This window comes from Streptomyces sp. L-9-10 (assembly GCF_004151105.1).
In the GTDB taxonomy this organism is placed as follows: domain Bacteria; phylum Actinomycetota; class Actinomycetes; order Streptomycetales; family Streptomycetaceae; genus Streptomyces.
This window is the reverse complement of the sequence record NZ_PHRF01000023.1, coordinates 109,509-126,270: the sequence shown is the minus strand read 5'-3', so window position 1 is coordinate 126,270 and position 16,762 is coordinate 109,509. Positions and strand designations below refer to the sequence as shown.

Below are 16,762 nucleotides of genomic sequence, written 5' to 3'. Positions count from 1 at the left end.
CCACGGCGCAATACGCCCGGGGCCCGTGATGAGGTAGAGTGTCCGACGATGCGAAGCCGATCACCGGCCCGCCTCGCGGGTGTAGTTTAATGGTAGAACATGAGCTTCCCAAGCTCAGAGCGCGAGTTCGATTCTCGTCACCCGCTCCACGACGAAGGCCCAAGTCAGCGACTTGGGCCTCCTTTGTTGTCTAGACCATTTCTTGTCCCGCCAGCCCTCCACCAGCCCTTTCTGCTGGCAGAAGCGCGGTTTCGGTGCCCTTCCGCGCGATGCGCGGGCCATTCCGCGCCGGACTTCTCGAATGGCGAGACGTATTTCCTGTGAACTGGGTCACAGGAGTGTGAGGCGTTGCGGCATTGCGAAGGCAATGCCGCTTCCTGCGAACTCCGCCCGGGGGCATGGAGCGGAGACGAGTCCGCTGTTGCTGGCCAAGCGGTCCGCCTCCGCCACGCCGCCTCGGGCGAGGCCGCCACGACCTCAGCCGGAGTGCTTCCGCGTCTCCGCCTGGGCCTGCTCGGCTGCTTCGCCGCGCTGCTGCCGGACTTCGGCGTCGATGCTCTTCGCGAGCTTGCGCTGGTGCTTCTTCTTGGAGTGCTGGTAGATCAGCTGTGCCTTGGGGCTCGACTGGCCCGCCCGGACCATGAGGTCCTTGAGCTTCGCGCCCGAGTCCGCCGCCAGGGTGTTGCCGGTGTGGCGGAGATCGTAGAAGCGGAAGCTGTCCGGCAGACCCGCCGCGGTCCGCGCCTTACGCCACTTGCGCCCGAAGGATGACCGGCGCAAGGCGGCTCCGCGTTCTCCCACGATGAGCAGTCCGTCCGGTTCCTTCTCGGCGAACCACTGAAGGTGGCGACGCAGCTCGGGCACCACGAAGTCGGGCAGGTAGATCGGCCGCTTCCCTGCGCGCGATTTCGGTGCTCCCACGACCTTCTGGCCGTTGGTCAGCTCCGGTGCGGCTCGCCTGATCCACACGACGCCTTCATCGAGGTCGATATCACCGCGCCGCAGCTCCGCGAGTTCTTCGGGGCGGAGGGACGCGAAGGCGCCCAGGAAGATCATGATGCGCCAGCGCGGTCCGATCGCCTCGGCCAGCGCGTAGACCTGCTGGATCTCGGCGACATCGCGCTCGTCCGCCTCCTCCTTGCCGGCGCCCTTGATACGGCACGGGTTGCTCTTGAGGAGTTCGTCGTCGACCGCGGTCTGGAGCACCGCCTTCAGCAGACGGTAGGACTTGGCCACTGTGGTCTTGGCGCCATCGGTCGCCTTGAGCCGCTCGGCTCGCCACACACGCACATCCGCCGGCTGGATCGCGTCCAGGTCCCACGCGCCGAAGGCGGGCAGGATGTGGAGCCTGAGCAAGCGGGTGTACAGATCCTCGGTGGTCGCCGCGAGACCGCGCTCCCGAACCCACTTGCTGGCGAAGTCCTCGAAGTTGACCGCCCCGGCATCGGGGTCGGTCCAGTGCTTGCGCTCTATGTCCGCCTGGGTCAGCGTGAGCCAGGTCGTCGCCTCCGTCTTGGTCTCGAAGGTGTGTGGCGCGTAGCGCCGCACACCGTCCGGAGCCCAGTAGCGGGCCTGGAAGCGTCCCGACTCGGTCTTGCGCACGCTGCCGAACTCGCGCCGCCGCTGCGGCTTGCGAGGCATCAGGCGGCCCTGCCGTAGCTCGGCCGACCCCGTCGTGCGGGCTGAACGGTGTGGGCTTCGATGTACGCGGTGAGAGCGCTGTCGGCGATGCGGACGTGGCGTCCGACCTTGACGAAGACGATGCGGCGTTCCGCCACGAGGCGGCGGACGAAGCGCACGCCTGTGCCGAGTCGTTCGGCAGCCTCGTCCACGGTGAGGAGGCGGTCAGCCATGCAGCGTCACCTCCTTCGCGGCACGCGTGGTCCGAGCGGAGCCATGGGGTATCGCTGGCCGGCGCAAGGCGGGGTCCTCTCTTCGCAGGCATGTGGCACGGCAATGCCGGCCTGCGTGGTCGATCGCTTGGGATGGCGGTTGTTGGCGGGCGCCCGCCCCTGCGGGGCTAGCCGGGGCGGCAGTTGAGCTACGCGTCGCTGCTGGGGCCGTTCTCACTGGCCGAGCCGCCTGGGGACACGGTGGTGTTGGTCATCGGGCTGCCCAAAGCGGCTTCTCGGTGGCCGAGTTGGCGCTGGCCGATGCCTTGTTGAGGGCGGGGGAATTCAACGGTGCTGCGACCCTGAATTCCTTCCGGGAATATTGCGAGCGGTCTGTTTTCCATGACCAAATGTGTACCTCGCGTTCGCCGGTTTGGTGAACCGGCGTTCTGCGGCTATGTTGCGCTCCGCTTCACCGTGGAAGGGAGTTGAGCCGGACTCCTGAGGGCGCGGCCATGAGTGGTGGATTTGGTCGCCGAGGTATGGCCTGACGTCGGGTTATGTGTTGTAGCTCGGGTCACGACGGCTGCGCAAGATATTCGCGATGTGATGCTTCTGGCTTTGCCGATGCTCAGGCTTTTTTGTCGACCGGCGTTTCGGGTCTACCGTTATATGCAAGCCCCGCAGCAGGTGTTCGCCGACAGCTGTCCGCTTTCTCTGGCGAGTGCTGGACTTGTGCGGGGTGGTTGTGGCTGTCTTGGATTCGCCCGCCGCGGCGACCCAACCAGCCCTAGCCGCCTGTCTCTTGACCCGCCGCAGCCACTACCGCCCCACGCATGGTTGAAGCCCCCGGCACGGCCGGGGGCTTCAACCGCAACCTCTCAACCGCCATCCCTAGCGATCAACCTGCGGAAACCGGGATTGCCGTCCCATAAGGCCCGCGAGCAGAGGAGCTGATGTCCAGTATGACCGAACCCCAGCCGAAGACCCCGTCCCACCGTGACGCGACGCCATCGTGGCCTCCGGTCGCCGTACCCGGCCAAGCCGCCAACTCTCCCGTGCCTCCCACGGACGAGGACCGCGACGACGAGTCTCCAGTGACGCCGCTGCCCGAAGGGGCACAGGTGCTGGCCGATCTGCAGGCGCAGATCATGCGGTACGTGATCCTGCCTTCGGCGGAGGCCCTGACGGCGGTGACGTTGTGGGTGGCGGCGTCGCATCTGCAGCCGGCGTGGCAGCACGCGCCGCGTCTGGCGGTGGTCGCTCCGGAGAAGCGGTGCGGCAAGTCGCGGCTGCTGGACGTGCTGACCGAGACGGTGCACAACTGCCTGATCACGGTCAACGCCAGCCCTGCCGCGATCTTCCGGTCGATCACCGACGACAACCCGCCCACGCTCCTGGTCGATGAGGCCGACACCCTCTTCGGCACCGTGAAGGCGGCTGAACGGAACGAGGATCTCCGGGGTCTGCTGAATGCCGGGCATCAGCGGAACCGGCCCACGCTGCGGGTCTCGGGGCCCGAGCACAAGCCGACCCCGTTCCCCACCTTCGCCATGGCCGCCCTTGCCGGGATCGGCGACCTGCCGGACACGATCATGGACCGGTCGGTCATCATCCGGATGCGCCGCCGTGCACCGGGCGAGAAGGTCGCGGCCTTCCGCACCCACCGCGACACCCCCGCGCTGCACGCCCTGCGCGACCGCCTCTCCTCCTGGCTCCAGCCGCTGGGTGCGCTGGCGGCGGACCGGGAGCCGGTCATGCCGGTCGAGGACCGCGCGGCCGACACGTGGGAGCCGCTGGTGATCGTCGCCGACCTCGCCGGTGGCGACTGGCCCGCGCTCGTACGCACGGCCTGCCGGATCATGAGTGACTACGAGGCGGGGCAGGACGAGGAAGGCGGTCTGCGTACCCGCCTGCTGGTCGGTATCCGCCGGGCCTTCGGCGCCGAGTGCGATCCGGCGGTGCTGGCCACCAAGCGGCTGCTGGAGGCGCTGAACGCGGACAGGGAAGCGCCGTGGGCGGAGTACGGTGCCGGCGGTCTGACGCCGCGCGGCCTGCAACTGCTGCTGAAGCCCTACGGCATCAGCTCGGCCAACCGGCGCTTCCCCGACGGCACCCAGGCCAAGGGCTTCGCGCGCAACCAGTTCCTCGACGCCTGGGCACGCTACTGCCCCGAACCGGCACCCCCGGCTCCGGTCACGGCGCAACGGCTGCCCGGCACCGCACCCTGACCCGGAACGTCCCGTCGCACCCGTCCCCGCCCAGGTCAGCACGGGGACGAGTGAAGACCCCGCAACGAGTCGACTCGACATCACCACTCCACCCGTACCTGTCCTGACCAGGCACGCAACGAGTGGTACGAGTCCCACCCCCATGGTGGCCGGGCCCCTCCCCCGCCTCGCAGCCGCCACCCCTAGCCCACCTGGAGTGTTCCCGCTTGCCCGATTCATCCCTTTACCCCCACCAGACCACCGGCGCGACGAACCATGGCCGGCGGGTGACGAAGCACGCTGCCGAGCGGTACGCCCTTGCCGCTGCGGGTGTCGTCATCGTGGCCCTGACCGTCGGGGCGTTCTGGCTGTCCTACGCGCACCTCGCGGAGGTGGCCGGGAAGCACGGTCTGGGCGGCTCGCCCACGCGTCAGTGGGCCTGGCCGGCGACCGTTGACGCGTTCATCGTCGCGGGCGAACTCCTCATGCTCCGCGCCGGTCTGCGCAGAGTCACCGACGGATGGGCCATCGCCCTGACCGCCACCGGATCGGTCGGCTCCATCGCCCTCAACGTCGCAGGCGTCAGCGGCACCGCAGGCTCTGGCACCGTGCCGCTGCTCGACTACGTCGTCGCCGCAGTCCCGCCCACCGCAGCACTCCTCGCCTTCGGAGTACTGATGCGGCAGATCCACCAAGGCGTCGACCAACCCACCGGCCATCCGGACACGACTTCCGACCAGCCCGCCGACCTGCCGACCACGGCGGTCGCCGAGCAGCCGGAACCGCCAGCCCTGGTGGTGGAGAGCGAGCCGCTCGGCGGTAGTCCTGCACTTACCGGCCTATCCGGTTCTCCCGCCCGCCCCGTACCGGAAGTGGTCGACACAGTTTCGGCACAGGACGCGGCTCCTCGGCGTACGGGGCGGCCCCCGAATGCCTCGCTTGACGAGCTGCTGGCCATCGCCCGCCCCGTGGCCGAACGGCTCGGTGGGGTCGACCGCGACGTGATCACGGATGAGATCCGGATCGTTCAGGGGCGCAAAGCCGCCAACGAGCGCCTGCTGAAGGTTTTCAAGGTGCTTGAGGAGGAGCGGGACTCAGCGCGTCCCTCGGCCCAGCAGTCCGGCTGACCGCCTCACATCTCTCGATCACCGGAAGTCCGGAAGTAGTTCGGACTTCCGGTGACCGGACCTTCCCCGCTCCTTCCGCCCTCCCCACTCAGAGCCTCTGCTCCGCCGACGCCCCCGCTTCACAGCGCACCGGTTGACCCGCCAACGAACGACACCCATCCCGATTGCTTACCGACCCCGGAGTTCCGCACCAAATGACTGACCAGCAACGCCAACACCCGACGTCTCAGGCAAAAATGACGACCGCACCAACCTCAACCCGAGCAAGTTATCGCGTGAGCATTGCTGCCGTTGGCAGCAATGCTCACGCATCTCCCGCCCCGGGGGTGGCGGGAGCGAACCGGCGCCAGGAGGCGCCGGCCGTGGGGGATGGGGCCGAGGGCGGCCTCCATCCCAAACAGCAGGAGAAGCACCCGTGTCACCGTTCGTCCTCGTGTCAGCACGCCTCCGCCGCACCGTTGAAACCGCGTGTGAAGCAGCGTGAGCGTCTGCGTGACGACGACAAGCGCACGCACCAGCCGAGCTGCCGCATGAACAACCGCGAGTACCGTCTCCTCGCCGACGGTGCAGCCGCCTGCGGTATGAGCATCGCCGCCTTCCTCGCACGCGCTGGCCTCAACGCCGCCCGTGACCTCGACCGCACCGCCGCCGAGGTGGCCGGTGAACGCGAAGTGGTAAGTGAGCTGTTCGCGCTGCGCCGGCATCTCGGGCAGATCGGCAACAACCTCAACCAGGTCGCCAAGGCAGCCAACTCCGGCGCCGACGCACCCCAAGCGTCCGCCGTTCTCGCCGCCGTCCACCGCGCCGCGCGGCGGGTGGACGCCTTCACCCAGCAGTACCTCAGCAACGAGAACCGGTCCGGATGATTCTCCGATGATTCCTCGTGTTCAGAAGCGGGGCAGCCGCACAGTCGGACTGATCTTCTACCTGTACGAGCCCGGCAGGTGCGAGGAGCACACCGACCCGCACCTCGTCGCGGCCTGGGACGCCTTCGCCCCCGACCCCGGGCGGCACCCGGACGCCACCTACGACGACCTCGCACAGCTCCTGGACCAGCCCGTCGAGGCCCTGTCCCCCACACGCCGTCCCGACCAGCACGTGTGGCACCTGTCCGTCCGCGCGGCTCCCGAGGACCCGCTGCTCACCGACGTGCAGTGGGCGGACATCGCCCGCCGCATGGTCGCGGCCACCGGCATCGCCCCCACCGGCGACGAGACCGCGTGCCGGTGGGCGGCCGTGCGTCACGCGGACGACCACATCCACATCGTCGCCACCCTCGTCCGTGAAGACGGCCGCAGACCACAGCTGAACAACGACGCCGCCCGCGCCCGGGCCGAAGCCCGCCTCCTCGAAGCCGAGTACGGCCTGCGGCAGCTCAACCCCGGCGACGGCACCGCCGCGAAACGCCCCACCAGCGCGGAGCGCCACAAAGCCGCACGTGAGAACCGCCCCCAGACCGCGCGCGAGGAACTACGGGAAACTGTCCGCCACGCAGCAGCCGGCACCGTGGACGAGACCGAGTTCTTCGACCGCCTCACCGCCGCCGGCCTGTTGATCCGCACACGCACCGCGCCCTCCGGGGATCTCCTCGGCTACAAGGTCGCCCTGCCCGACGACCGCAACCACGACGGTGAACCCGTCTTCTACGCCGGGTCCACCCTCGCCCCCGATCTCTCCCTCCCCAAGATCCGCAAACGCTGGACCACCAGCGCTCCAGAGGCAGAACGTGACCCCGACGTGTCCGCAGGTCCTCGGTGGCCGGGGCCAGCGGGCGCGAGACGGCGGGCGAGCACCGCGATGTGGCAAGCGCTGCTGGTCATCGACCACGGCACCGACGAACAGATCGCCGCCCGCATCAACGGGGTTGGGGAGGTACTGGATGCGCTCGCCACCACGAGCGCCGCCCCCACGAGAAGCGAACTGCGGCAGGCGGCCTTCGTGTTCGAGCGCGCCACCCGCTCCCACACCCGTGCCGAACGCGGTCACGACCGGGCGTTGCGCCAGGCCGCACGCGAACTCGTCCGCAGCGGACCCGTCCTCGGGGACGGGGAGGACGGCGCGACCACAGCCATGGTGATCGACATGGCGTTCTTCCTGATCACCGCCGCCGTCCACTGGCACGCCAAGAAGAACCACGCCCAACAAGCCGCCGCAGCACGCCAGAGCGCCGAACACCTGCGCACCGCCTACCGGGCCGCCGCCCACCACCACATGGCCGTCCTCCACCAGCGAGGCCAACACCTCACCCAGCCCCATCTGCTGCGGCAGGCCGCGCACATACGCGCCGCAGTGCCGGAGCTGGCCGAGCAGATCCTCAACGAACCCGGCTGGCCCGCCCTCGCCGCCACCCTCGCCGACGCCGAAGCCGCCGGACACCCACCGGCCACCCTGCTCACCGAAGCCACCAGACGACGGGAGCTGGAAACCGCCGACTCCGCCAGCGAAGTACTGGTGTGGCGGCTGCGTCGCACGGCCGACCTCCCTGCCGACGCCGAACGAATACCCGTCCAGAGGTCCGTACCGGCATCGGCACGGATACCGCCGGGCCGTCAACTCAGGGGCGGTTCGGACTCAGTGCGTCAACGCCGATGACTTGAGAACCGTTGGGTTGTGAGGACTTTCAACGGCATTGGCAGCTCGGGGGCATGGTGGACTCATAGTTGGTTGGTGGGCCAGTTGAGGAGGCGCGCGCCAATGTCGGCGGTCTGCAGTATGTACCGCGGTTGTGGAGTTGTGGCTGGCGAGTTGGTGGATGCGTGCGAGTCGGGAGGTGAGGGCGCGGATGCTGAGGGAGAGGCGGCGGGCGGTTTCGGCGGTGATGCAGCTCTTGTCGAAGTAGGCGGTGGGTGTGTCGAGGAAGGGTGCGGGTCCGCCGCAGGCGTGGTGGGTGGCGGACGAGTCGCGCATGGCTTGGTGGCCGCAGGCCAAAACGGGATAGACGAGCAGGTCTGCCGCGTGCAGAACCGGTGCGTCATGATTCAGGCGAGCGGCGAGGTCGAGGGAGCCAAGGGTTTCTTCGTAGGAGTGGTGGACGCGCCGCCTGCTCCGGGGTGGGGCGGCCGATGATGGTGCGGCCTCCGTCGGTGGCGACGTGGGCCCCTTTGGTGAAGTGGGTAAAAACTTCGGTTTGGTAGCCGGAAGCGATGCAAATGAGTCGGCCGCCTTTGGTTGTGAGCAGGATGCGCCTGTCGCCGAAACGGCTGTTCAAGGCGATTTCCATGCTGCTGGAACGGGGTCGGCTTCGGTGTAGGCATCGGGACCACCGCTACGGCGACGGCGCGGGCGTGAGCCGCGAGGAGTCCGCAGCGCTCAGCCAGGCGGGCCGGGTCGCTGCGACGTAGAGGAAGTCGTCGATAAATTCGCGGCGGGCGACAGACCGCTTCGCGGACGGCGAAGTACTGGGCGTGTTCGTGTCCTTCCGGCACCGCCGCTTCCCTCATCCACCGGCACTGTCGCTCGCCAAGCCGATGGCCGCTGTCGTTACGGCGGCGGCAATCATGGGCGTCGCGATCCGGCGAGCGCGCCAGGAAGCTGCTGCCGTGATCGGCGATCTGCCAGCCTGGCAGGGCGTGAAGCTACACCGCTGGTCCCACGTGTCCACGCCCTGCGGTCGGGCTCACAGCACCGTGAGTGTCTGGCGGTCCAAGTCGAGTTCGACGGTCCCCCCGCCCTGCTGGCGGAGTTGGGTCCAGGCTGCGTAGCCGGTCAGGATGGCGCGTTCCCAGTCGGCGGCGCGGCAGGCGCCGACTTCCAGGTGCGCGGTCATATGGCCGATCGTGGTGAGGAGTTCGTGGTCGATGTGCCGAAGGCCAGTGAGGTAGGCGTGGCGGGCCGCGTAGGAGAAGACGAGTGCGGAGATCCCCTCTTCGATGGCGATGGCGCGGCCTCCGTCCTCGTTCTCGTCGGTGTCGGGGTGGCTTTTGCGCTTGCGTCCGAGGAGGAAGCGGGTGACAGGTGACCAGCCGAGGACGGCGGCGTGGGCGAGGTGAAAAGCGTCGTGGAAGCGGTAGTCGTCTTCGACGCGGGAGGCGCTGGTGAGCGGGTCACCGGCGGGTTTGCCGTCCTCGCGAGTGAGGACGATGACCTTTCGTCCGCCGTCTGTGACGGTGGGGGTGAAGGTGAGGGTTGTTTTTCTCGGAATCTGCTCGCGCTCAGGGAACGCCTCGTCGTAGTGGGTCCGTTCGGCATGGGGGGTGGTGCGCCACCGGTCCTTGGTCTTCTCCAGGCTTGCGGCTGCTACGTCTTCCAAAGACAGTCCGAAGCGGTGGGTGAGGGCTGCGACATACCAGAGGACATCGCCCAGTTCTTCCCGTAATTGCTGCTTGCCCTGCTCGAAGGCGGGTCCGTCGCGCAGGAGCTTCTTGTAGACGGTCGCCACTGAGCCCGCTTCGCCAGCAAGGCCGAGGAGGGGAACCAGCACCGGGTCGGTTCCGGGGGCGGTGGGCTGGAGGGTCTTGATCGCCGCTTGTTGGTAACGCTGAAAGTCCACAACGCTCCTGATGTCTGATCATGGGACAACGCAGTCGGATTGCCCGACGACATGTCGTACACTAGGACAACGCCTCCGGGATTTCCAACGATTGGAGAAAACGCTGCACACCGTCGGACCAAGCGCCGAGGACGTCATCACGGTGATCATCGAGTTCCTCGCCGAGTTGGAGGAGCGGCCCGCCCAAGAGGTTCGCGCCGCGCTTGAGTTGGCCGGCGCCGGCCTACCGGTGGACTCCATCCTCATCGTCGAGATCCTCACGCGCATCGAGAACCACTACGGCATCGACATACCCGCCGACGCGCAGGCAGCCCGGGCAACCCGCTCGGTAAGCACCTTCGCCGACGCGGTACTGGACGCGATCCACGAAAGGCAGCAGTCATGACCCCGCCCCCCACCGATTCCCGGTCCCGCGACCCCGAACTTGAGCGGCTGGGAGAACGCCTCAAGCGCATCCGCGACTACCTAGGCATGTCGCAGCAGTTCGTCTCCGACAACACCGGCATCCCGCGTACAGCTGTCAGCGACATCGAGCGTGGCGAGCGGAGGGTCGACAGTCTGGAGCTGAAGAAGCTGGCCCGCCTGTACCGCCATCCGATCTCCTTCTTCCTTGCCGACGAGAAGGAACCGGACGCCGGGGAGCACGTCCTGTCAGGATTCCCCCGTGCCCTGGCCCAACTGACCGACGGCGACCAGAAAGCGGTCCTGGAGTACGCCGAGTTTCTGAGGTTCCGGCGCGCCGCCACCCAGGAGGAGCACGCGGCCGCGCCCCCCGAAGACCCGGGGCCCGTGCGATGAACTGGAACGTGGCGCACCGGATCGCTGGCATCGCCGCCGTCCAGGCGCACCGCGACCTGGCGGTGGACCGCTCTGGGTACGTTCCGGTCCACGCCGCCCTACGTACCGCAGGTCTGGACGCAATGGCGCGGCCGATGCCCCGGCTGTTCGGGGTCTACTTCTCGCCGCACGACGAGGGACCCGCGGTGCTGCTCAACTCCGGACTGGACGTGATCACGCAGCGGCACACCGCTGCGCACGAACTCGGCCATCACTGCCAGGGCGACTCCAGTTCCTACGACCAGGAGCTCGATCCCAGCGCGCGCTGGGGAAACGGGAGTTGGCCGGAGGAGGAGAAAATCGCAGAAGCCTTCGCCGCGTGGTTCCTGATGCCCCGCCCCGCCGTGCTCGGCGCGCTGCAGCGGATCGCCGGCGGTCGGCCCGGTCATCCGGAACATGCCTACCTGGTAGCTCGCGCGCTGGGTACTTCCTACGCAGGCACCGTGCGGCACCTGGCGCGTCTGTCGCAGCTCGGCCGTAGCCAGGCCGAGCAGTGGCTCAAGATCCCACCCGCCGCGCTGAAGCGCTCCCTGACGGGAGGCGCCGACGTCGGGGCAAGACCGCATGTACACGTGGTCACCGCCGAAACGCACGGCCAGCGTCTGCACGTCGATGTGGGGGACGTCCTCGTGCTGCACCTGCCGGGCGCCCGTTTCTGCCCTCTGCCCAAGACACTGGCTTCCTGGCCACACAGCCCACTGGGCACTCACCGTGCGGTGGAGGTCACCGATGACCTCGGCTCGGAGTGCCTGGTGAACGTCGACGTCCCCGACAGCGTCCGCCCTTTGCAGCTGACTCTTGCCCGTGAGTCCCCGCGCCACGGCATCCACGATGTCTGGCCCTGACCAGCTTCCACCTGCACTGCTCCCCGCCATCACCCCAAGGAGCTTCGATGCACACATTCGCTGTTGCCGGGTCCGACGTCACAAGCGCCTGGATAGCCGCTTGCAAGGCCCTCGACCGCAAGGACAACCCCGCCCGCACGGGATATCACACAGTCGTACGCATCGCGGACGCCACGGCCGACGATCCGGCCTTCCGCGCTGAGCTGGAGCGGGTACGGGCGCACGCTGCGGAGAGGCAGGCGAAGAACTCATACAAGCCGATCGAGACCGTCGCCAGCACGATCTTCCCCGCGGCGCTCGCCTCCCACTGCGGCACTCACGAGCAGTTGGTCACCCGCTACCGAGACCTGTACACCCGGGCCAAGCGCTACCCGGGCAATCATCACGACATGTACTTCGGACGTCTGGTCGCCTATCCCGGCATTGACGGGACGCAGATCGACCAGATCGGGAAGATCATCGGCCGGCTGACCCAGCAGGCTGCGAGCAAGGCGCCGATGACCGCCGCATACGAGAGCGGCGTCGCCCACCCGGCAGACACCGAAGCTGCCCTTCTCCTGCCAGATGTCGAAACCACCGCGCCGGCGGAAGCGCGCGTACACGTACCCGGACGGGACAACCTCATCCGGGGCTTCCCCTGCCTGAGTCACTGCTCCTTCCAGCTGGACCGGAGCGGAACCGTGCACGCGGCCGCGTTCTACCGCAGCCACTACATGCTCGAACGGGCATACGGCAACTATCTGGGCCTGGGCCGCCTCACCGCCTACATCGCCAGCCGTGCCGGCCTGCGGCCTGGCACGCTGACCGTGATGGCTGGCTACGCACAGCTGGAAGGGCCCGTCACACCGATCAGGACACTGCTCAACGGCATAACGCCGATGCTCGCCGTCTGAGGGCTCCTCAATGCAAACCTAGTGAGCCCTGCCGGGCGCAAGTCCATGCGGAAGACCGTCAGCCCTGGTCCAGGCCCCACTTGGGCGGGAACCAGGCTGCCAACGGCTGCGTGTCCAGCCGGTATGCCTGCTTGATCCGGCTGCGCCCGCTGATGCCTTCAACACTGGGGTGAGCGACCCGTGCGTACTTGTCGACCTCGCAGAAAAGGTTCTGGCAGTCGATCAGCTGCAGAGGCCGACCCTCCAGTCCGGAGAACGGCAGTCCCAACCGGGCGAAGTGCTCGTCCTGGGTGTCGGCCATGTAGCGGATAACCTCCGCCTCGATCCCGTTCGCCGCTCGTCCGAAACACTTCCGGATCCCGTCGCGGGCTCCGGGGCCGGGAACGACGAAGTCCATCTCAGAGAAAGGCATCTGCGCCGCGTAGTTGAGATCGATCAAGTACTGATAGGCGAGGAACGGCCCGATCGCCGGGTAGCCCAGCAGTACTTCGTACGCGTCTTTCATCGTGGGCGCGGCCAGCACACGCTCCGGCGCGCCCCCGGCCATCATCATCTCCAGCAACCGCAGGTGATTGCGGTGCTTGCGTTCCTCTCCCAACTGGGGCGGAGGAACGATGTAGGCGGCCGAGTAGAGCCGCTGCCCACGGGCGAATTCCTCTGACAGCACTTGGTCGTAGGCGGCGTAGTCGTAGGTGTCCCAGCGCACCTCGCCGAGCTTGTCGGTCAGCAGCCACCAGGTGGAAGCCTTATTGAAGACCTTGAACAGCAGAGTGCGGAAGAAGACCTCGTCCCATGCCTGCGAGCCCTGGTAGACGACGTCGCTAATCAGCACCTGACTGACACGGTCGGCCGCGCGGAAACAATTGGTGAACCGGTACTGGGCAAGGATCGGATCATCCGTCCACGGCTGCAGGCCCCCGGCCAGCCGTGCCTCGTAGACCGCCTGCCGCGCTGCGGCGAACCGCCAATAGGTGTCGAACACCGCCGACGGCCGCAGCACACGGCCCGCAATCCGCACCGCCGACGTGGCGCCCGGCGGCGTATCCAGAGTCTGACGGTCTTGCAGCAGCGTCACCATGACCGCAATATATATTCGTTATATGTCGACTGTCACCAAGGAGGAGCCGTGGACCTGCTGTGCCACCAGCCGCGTCGCACGACCTCGGTCTCCTGGCCGAAAGAAGTCGACGACAGACTCAACCTCCTCGTCCGCGCAGCAGCCGCCGCAGGCGAACAGACCAGCAGAGCCCAGCTCCTGGCCGCCCTGGTAACTGCGGCAGAATCCGACCCGGATCACCTGGTCGAACTCCTGCACCGATACCGACGCCTACCCTCGGACGCACTTGCCGGGGATGCCAGCCGTGACGACCTGCCTACCGTCCGCGCACCAGGACCACGCCGCGCCCGCCTGTGACGCGCGCACGTGCATCCAACACGACAACGATTCGGTCCAGCATCAGTCACCACATGAACGGACCACCCCGGCTGCGGCATCACAGGAAAACGGACAGTCGATTCCGCCGTTGTCTCGACTTCCTCGCTCAGCCCTAGTGCACTCGCATCCTGTTCGCGCGTTCACTGAATGCTCCCCGGCCCCTCAGCCGGTGGGATTGCTGATGCGTCGTTCGTGGTGAAGCTCGGTGAAGACAACGAGGTTGCCGGTGCGCCGTCAAGTTGCCGCCTGCCGCGTCGGAGTGGGAGTCGGCCGCAGAAAGATCCCGCCGAGAGCTGCTGAACTGGTTGCACACGGAGCGGACCTGGCTGCTCGTGGCGGCTTGCATCAGACCGCCTTCACCGCGTCCAGCGCCGCAGGCCACGGATACGGCTTCTTCTCGCCGGGCTGGTTCGGCTCGAACCCCCCGGGGCCGTACAACACCCGTACCCCGGCACCGCGCAGCGTCTCCAACGACCGGTGGAACGCCGGATGCTGCACATACGCCGCGTTGACGCACGGCATCGTCACCAGCGGAATGCCCTTCCCGATACCCTCAGCGACCACCCCGACGACGAAACTCGAAGTGATCCCCAGCGCCCACGAGTTGATCGTGTTGAAGGTGGCCGGCGCGACGAGGATCGCATCCGCCTTCGGCCAGACGTCCGGCTGTCCCGGCAGCTTGTACTCGGACCGCACCGGCCCGCCCGTCCTCTCCTCCAGCGCGGGCAACTGATCACCGAGCCAACGGGCCGCCGTCGGTGTCAACCCGAGACGCACATCCCAACCGCACTCCTGCGCGTCACTCACCACGTGTGCGATGTCGAACACCGGGGGCGCCGCGCTGCCGAACAGGTACAAGGTCCTCGTCATGCCGTCCAGTCGACCACACACGAAAGCCGGGAACCGGTCGGCTCAGGGACCGGCGCGAGTACCGTTCCAGATGACGAGTCAGGAACGGAGACCCGTATGCGCAAGGACGAGCACACAGGCACCCGCATCGCCGACCAGAGGAAACTCGCCGGGCTGACACAACGCGGCCTCGCCGGGCGCATCCCCTACTCATACAGCCTGCTCCATCAAGTCGAAGCGGGACACAAGAACGCGAGCCCAGACCTCGTGTCGGCCGTCGCCAGGGCACTTCGTATCGACGTCACCGCCCTGACAGGACAGCCCTACGTGACGGAACTCCAGCAGGACCGGCTCGCGGAACTCATCCGCCCCATCCGCGAATCGCTCGACCTTTACGACCTCGGCGCCGACCCCGACCTCCGCCCCCGCAGCGTTGCGGAGTTGATCACTGCGGCGGACGACCTCTGCCGCCAGGTCCGCGCCACCCAGCTCAACAAGGCGGCCACCGCACTGCCTGCGGTTGTCGCGGAACTCACGACCGTCGCGCACCGGAACCCCACGACGGAACTGTGGCGTTCCCTCGCGTCCACCTACCGCACCGCCCACGACATCACGGTCAAGCTCGGCTACTTCGACCTGTCGAGCATCGCCCTCGCTCGAATGGACTGGGCAGCGCAACGCGCCTCCGATCCCCTCCTCGCCGCGGTGCGCCAGTACATGAGGGCCTTGGTCTACTTCCGCGAGGGCGAACACACCATCGGACTCCGGCTCATTGCCGCCGGCCAGAGTCTCATCGGCGACGCCGACGAGACCGTGGAGTCTCTTGCCGTTTCCGGGCAGCTTCATCTCGGAGCCACCGTGATCGCCGCACGGGCCCAGGACAAGACAACAGTCATGACGCACTTGGCGGAAGCGCGGCGCCTGGCCGGCCACACGGGCGAGGCGGGTCACGTTCACTGGCTCAGCTTCGGCCCGACGAATGTGCAACTGCACGAAGTGTCGGCTGATGTAGAACTGCGCCACTATGGCAAAGCGGTCACCGACGCGGCGGCGGTGACGATGCCGAACTCGTGGCCCCTGTCCCGCCGGGCTCACTTCTACGTCGACAAGGCACGCGCGGAGATGGAGATCGGGCGTACCGAGTCCGCGCTGGAAGACCTGGTGACGGCGCGAAAAATGGCCCCGCAGCAGACCCGTTATCACCCTGGGGCGCGCGAGACCATCAAGGGTCTGGTGCACAAGCGCCGCACAACCCCGGACACGTTGGACAGCATGGCCGCGTGGATCGGTCTCTGACGAGTGTCACTCCCGCCCCGGCGGGTGTCACTGAAGAGTGACAGTTAGCCCCTTCCCCGCGCCCCACGCTGGTGACACCTCATCACCGACGAGCCGGGGAGCACGCCATGGACGAGACCACTTTTCCGGCAACGCAGAGTACGTTCCCGCTCGACATCTCCACGATGACCAACACGGCAGCCGCCCTGCTCGACGATGTCGCCGAGCCTCCCGTCGGCGAAGCACTGGTCCTGCTCACTCTCCAACTTCGCGGGCACCTCAACCTGCTCATCCCGGAGTTGGAACAGCGATGCGATGTAGCCACGCCACGGGATGTGGCATGCGCTCAAGCAGGAATAGGCGAAGCGCGACGTCGCCTGGCGGCCGACCCCATCTCGCTCGGCCCTCTACGCCACGCCACACTCCTCGCCCGCTCCGTCATAGCGCTGTGCCGCCACTTTCAACGCCTGACAGCACCCGGATGAAGACCGTGAGGCGCCTTGGTACAGCGAACGGCCGCTTCGGCAATCCAGTTTCCGGGCTGACGGTGTTCGTCGTGCTTGTGGCCGTGGTGACCCCTCGCCGTCTCCCAGCGTTGTGCTCGGAAGCCGACAGTGGCGGGTACGACGTCGCCTGACGACGACCGCGCCGCCCCGGTAACCGTGCGGGGACTGCTCGGCAAGCTGATCGAGCAGGCGCTGAGCCCAGGCCCGGCGGACTGGCCAGCCAGTGCCGAGGCGTGGAAGGCGCTCAGCTGAGACAGCGAGCAACGAACAGATCAGTGCTCCCGCCCTGCATGGCTCTAGGTGGAACCGCCGCAGCGCTGCCGCAGCCGACAGCGGCACGAAAAGAACGCGAAGTCCCGTCTCGGTCAGGGCTTGCTCTTCCACGATCTTGGAGGGAATCCCCGTGCTCATTACGCCACTGGCACACCGCGCCCCGGCCCTCTCCTCCGGTCGCTTACCGGCTC

At 67.6% G+C, this 16,762-nt stretch carries 15 protein-coding genes and 1 tRNA gene; 11 read left to right on the top strand and 5 right to left on the bottom strand.

What is annotated here, in order from left to right; translation table 11 throughout:
- Positions 1-75 precede the first annotated feature (75 nt).
- Positions 76-149 (top strand) — tRNA-Gly (locus tag CU044_RS05260).
- Between the two features lie 328 nt (positions 150-477).
- Here the strand turns inward: CU044_RS05260 and CU044_RS05255 are convergent.
- On the bottom strand, positions 478-1,644 hold the full coding sequence (locus CU044_RS05255; RefSeq protein ID WP_129767253.1) for a tyrosine-type recombinase/integrase: 1,167 nt from the start codon (positions 1,642-1,644) through the stop codon (positions 478-480).
- Positions 1,641-1,853, bottom strand: a complete 213-nt coding sequence (locus CU044_RS05250) for an excisionase family DNA-binding protein (protein WP_078075978.1) — start codon at positions 1,851-1,853, stop codon at positions 1,641-1,643. The genes CU044_RS05255 and CU044_RS05250 overlap by 4 nt, the downstream gene beginning before the upstream one ends.
- A gap of 944 nt (positions 1,854-2,797) precedes the next feature.
- Here CU044_RS05250 and CU044_RS05245 point away from each other — a divergent pair.
- The 4 genes from CU044_RS05245 (at position 2,798) to CU044_RS05230 (ending at position 7,761) form a co-directional block, all read left to right on the top strand.
- Entirely contained in the window at positions 2,798-4,063 is a 1,266-nt protein-coding gene (locus tag CU044_RS05245; protein WP_129767252.1) for a DUF3631 domain-containing protein, read from the top strand.
- A 266-nt stretch (positions 4,064-4,329) separates the two neighbouring features.
- Positions 4,330-5,169 (top strand): DUF2637 domain-containing protein, encoded by an 840-nt coding sequence (locus CU044_RS05240; protein WP_129767251.1) that lies wholly within the window; start codon positions 4,330-4,332, stop codon positions 5,167-5,169.
- 470 nt (positions 5,170-5,639) lie between these two features.
- Positions 5,640-6,035 carry a plasmid mobilization relaxosome protein MobC gene (gene mobC, locus CU044_RS39335; protein ID WP_240045363.1) on the top strand — a complete coding sequence of 132 codons (396 nt, stop codon included), beginning with the start codon at positions 5,640-5,642 and terminating at the stop codon, positions 6,033-6,035.
- Positions 6,036-6,042: 7 nt separating this feature from the next.
- Complete coding sequence (locus CU044_RS05230) at positions 6,043-7,761, top strand: relaxase/mobilization nuclease domain-containing protein (protein WP_129767250.1); 1,719 nt, start codon at positions 6,043-6,045, stop codon at positions 7,759-7,761.
- A 1,024-nt stretch (positions 7,762-8,785) separates the two neighbouring features.
- On the opposite strand, the gene CU044_RS05220 is transcribed toward CU044_RS05230, so the two are convergent.
- The gene (locus CU044_RS05220) at positions 8,786-9,658 is read right to left on the bottom strand and encodes a nucleoside triphosphate pyrophosphohydrolase family protein (protein ID WP_129767249.1); all 873 of its coding nucleotides are present in this window, start codon (positions 9,656-9,658) and stop codon (positions 8,786-8,788) included.
- A 91-nt stretch (positions 9,659-9,749) separates the two neighbouring features.
- On the opposite strand from CU044_RS05220, the gene CU044_RS05215 reads away from it, so the two are divergent.
- The 4 genes from CU044_RS05215 to CU044_RS05200 are packed head-to-tail and all read left to right on the top strand — an operon-like array spanning position 9,750 to position 12,233.
- On the top strand, positions 9,750-10,043 hold the full coding sequence (locus tag CU044_RS05215) for an acyl carrier protein (protein WP_240045362.1): 294 nt from the start codon (positions 9,750-9,752) through the stop codon (positions 10,041-10,043).
- Entirely contained in the window at positions 10,040-10,456 is a 417-nt protein-coding gene (locus tag CU044_RS05210; protein ID WP_129767248.1) for a helix-turn-helix transcriptional regulator, read from the top strand. The genes CU044_RS05215 and CU044_RS05210 overlap by 4 nt, the downstream gene beginning before the upstream one ends.
- Positions 10,453-11,340: an ImmA/IrrE family metallo-endopeptidase gene (locus CU044_RS05205; RefSeq protein ID WP_129767247.1), complete on the top strand. Its 888-nt coding sequence runs from the start codon at positions 10,453-10,455 to the stop codon at positions 11,338-11,340. The genes CU044_RS05210 and CU044_RS05205 overlap by 4 nt, the downstream gene beginning before the upstream one ends.
- Positions 11,341-11,387: 47 nt before the next feature.
- Positions 11,388-12,233 carry a hypothetical protein gene (locus CU044_RS05200; protein ID WP_129767246.1) on the top strand — a complete coding sequence of 282 codons (846 nt, stop codon included), beginning with the start codon at positions 11,388-11,390 and terminating at the stop codon, positions 12,231-12,233.
- A gap of 58 nt (positions 12,234-12,291) precedes the next feature.
- Here the strand turns inward: CU044_RS05200 and CU044_RS05195 are convergent, their stop codons facing one another.
- Both CU044_RS05195 and CU044_RS05185 read right to left on the bottom strand, forming a co-directional pair.
- Positions 12,292-13,311 (bottom strand): nucleotide kinase domain-containing protein, encoded by a 1,020-nt coding sequence (locus CU044_RS05195; RefSeq protein WP_193563880.1) that lies wholly within the window; start codon positions 13,309-13,311, stop codon positions 12,292-12,294.
- Between the two features lie 702 nt (positions 13,312-14,013).
- Entirely contained in the window at positions 14,014-14,538 is a 525-nt protein-coding gene (locus CU044_RS05185; RefSeq protein WP_129767244.1) for a flavoprotein, read from the bottom strand.
- Between the two features lie 96 nt (positions 14,539-14,634).
- On the opposite strand from CU044_RS05185, the gene CU044_RS05180 reads away from it, so the two are divergent.
- Both CU044_RS05180 and CU044_RS05175 read left to right on the top strand, forming a co-directional pair.
- Positions 14,635-15,813 (top strand): helix-turn-helix transcriptional regulator, encoded by a 1,179-nt coding sequence (locus CU044_RS05180; RefSeq protein WP_129767243.1) that lies wholly within the window; start codon positions 14,635-14,637, stop codon positions 15,811-15,813.
- 107 nt (positions 15,814-15,920) lie between these two features.
- On the top strand, positions 15,921-16,277 hold the full coding sequence (locus CU044_RS05175) for a DUF6415 family natural product biosynthesis protein (RefSeq protein WP_129767242.1): 357 nt from the start codon (positions 15,921-15,923) through the stop codon (positions 16,275-16,277).
- The last annotated feature ends 485 nt before the right edge of the window (positions 16,278-16,762 follow it).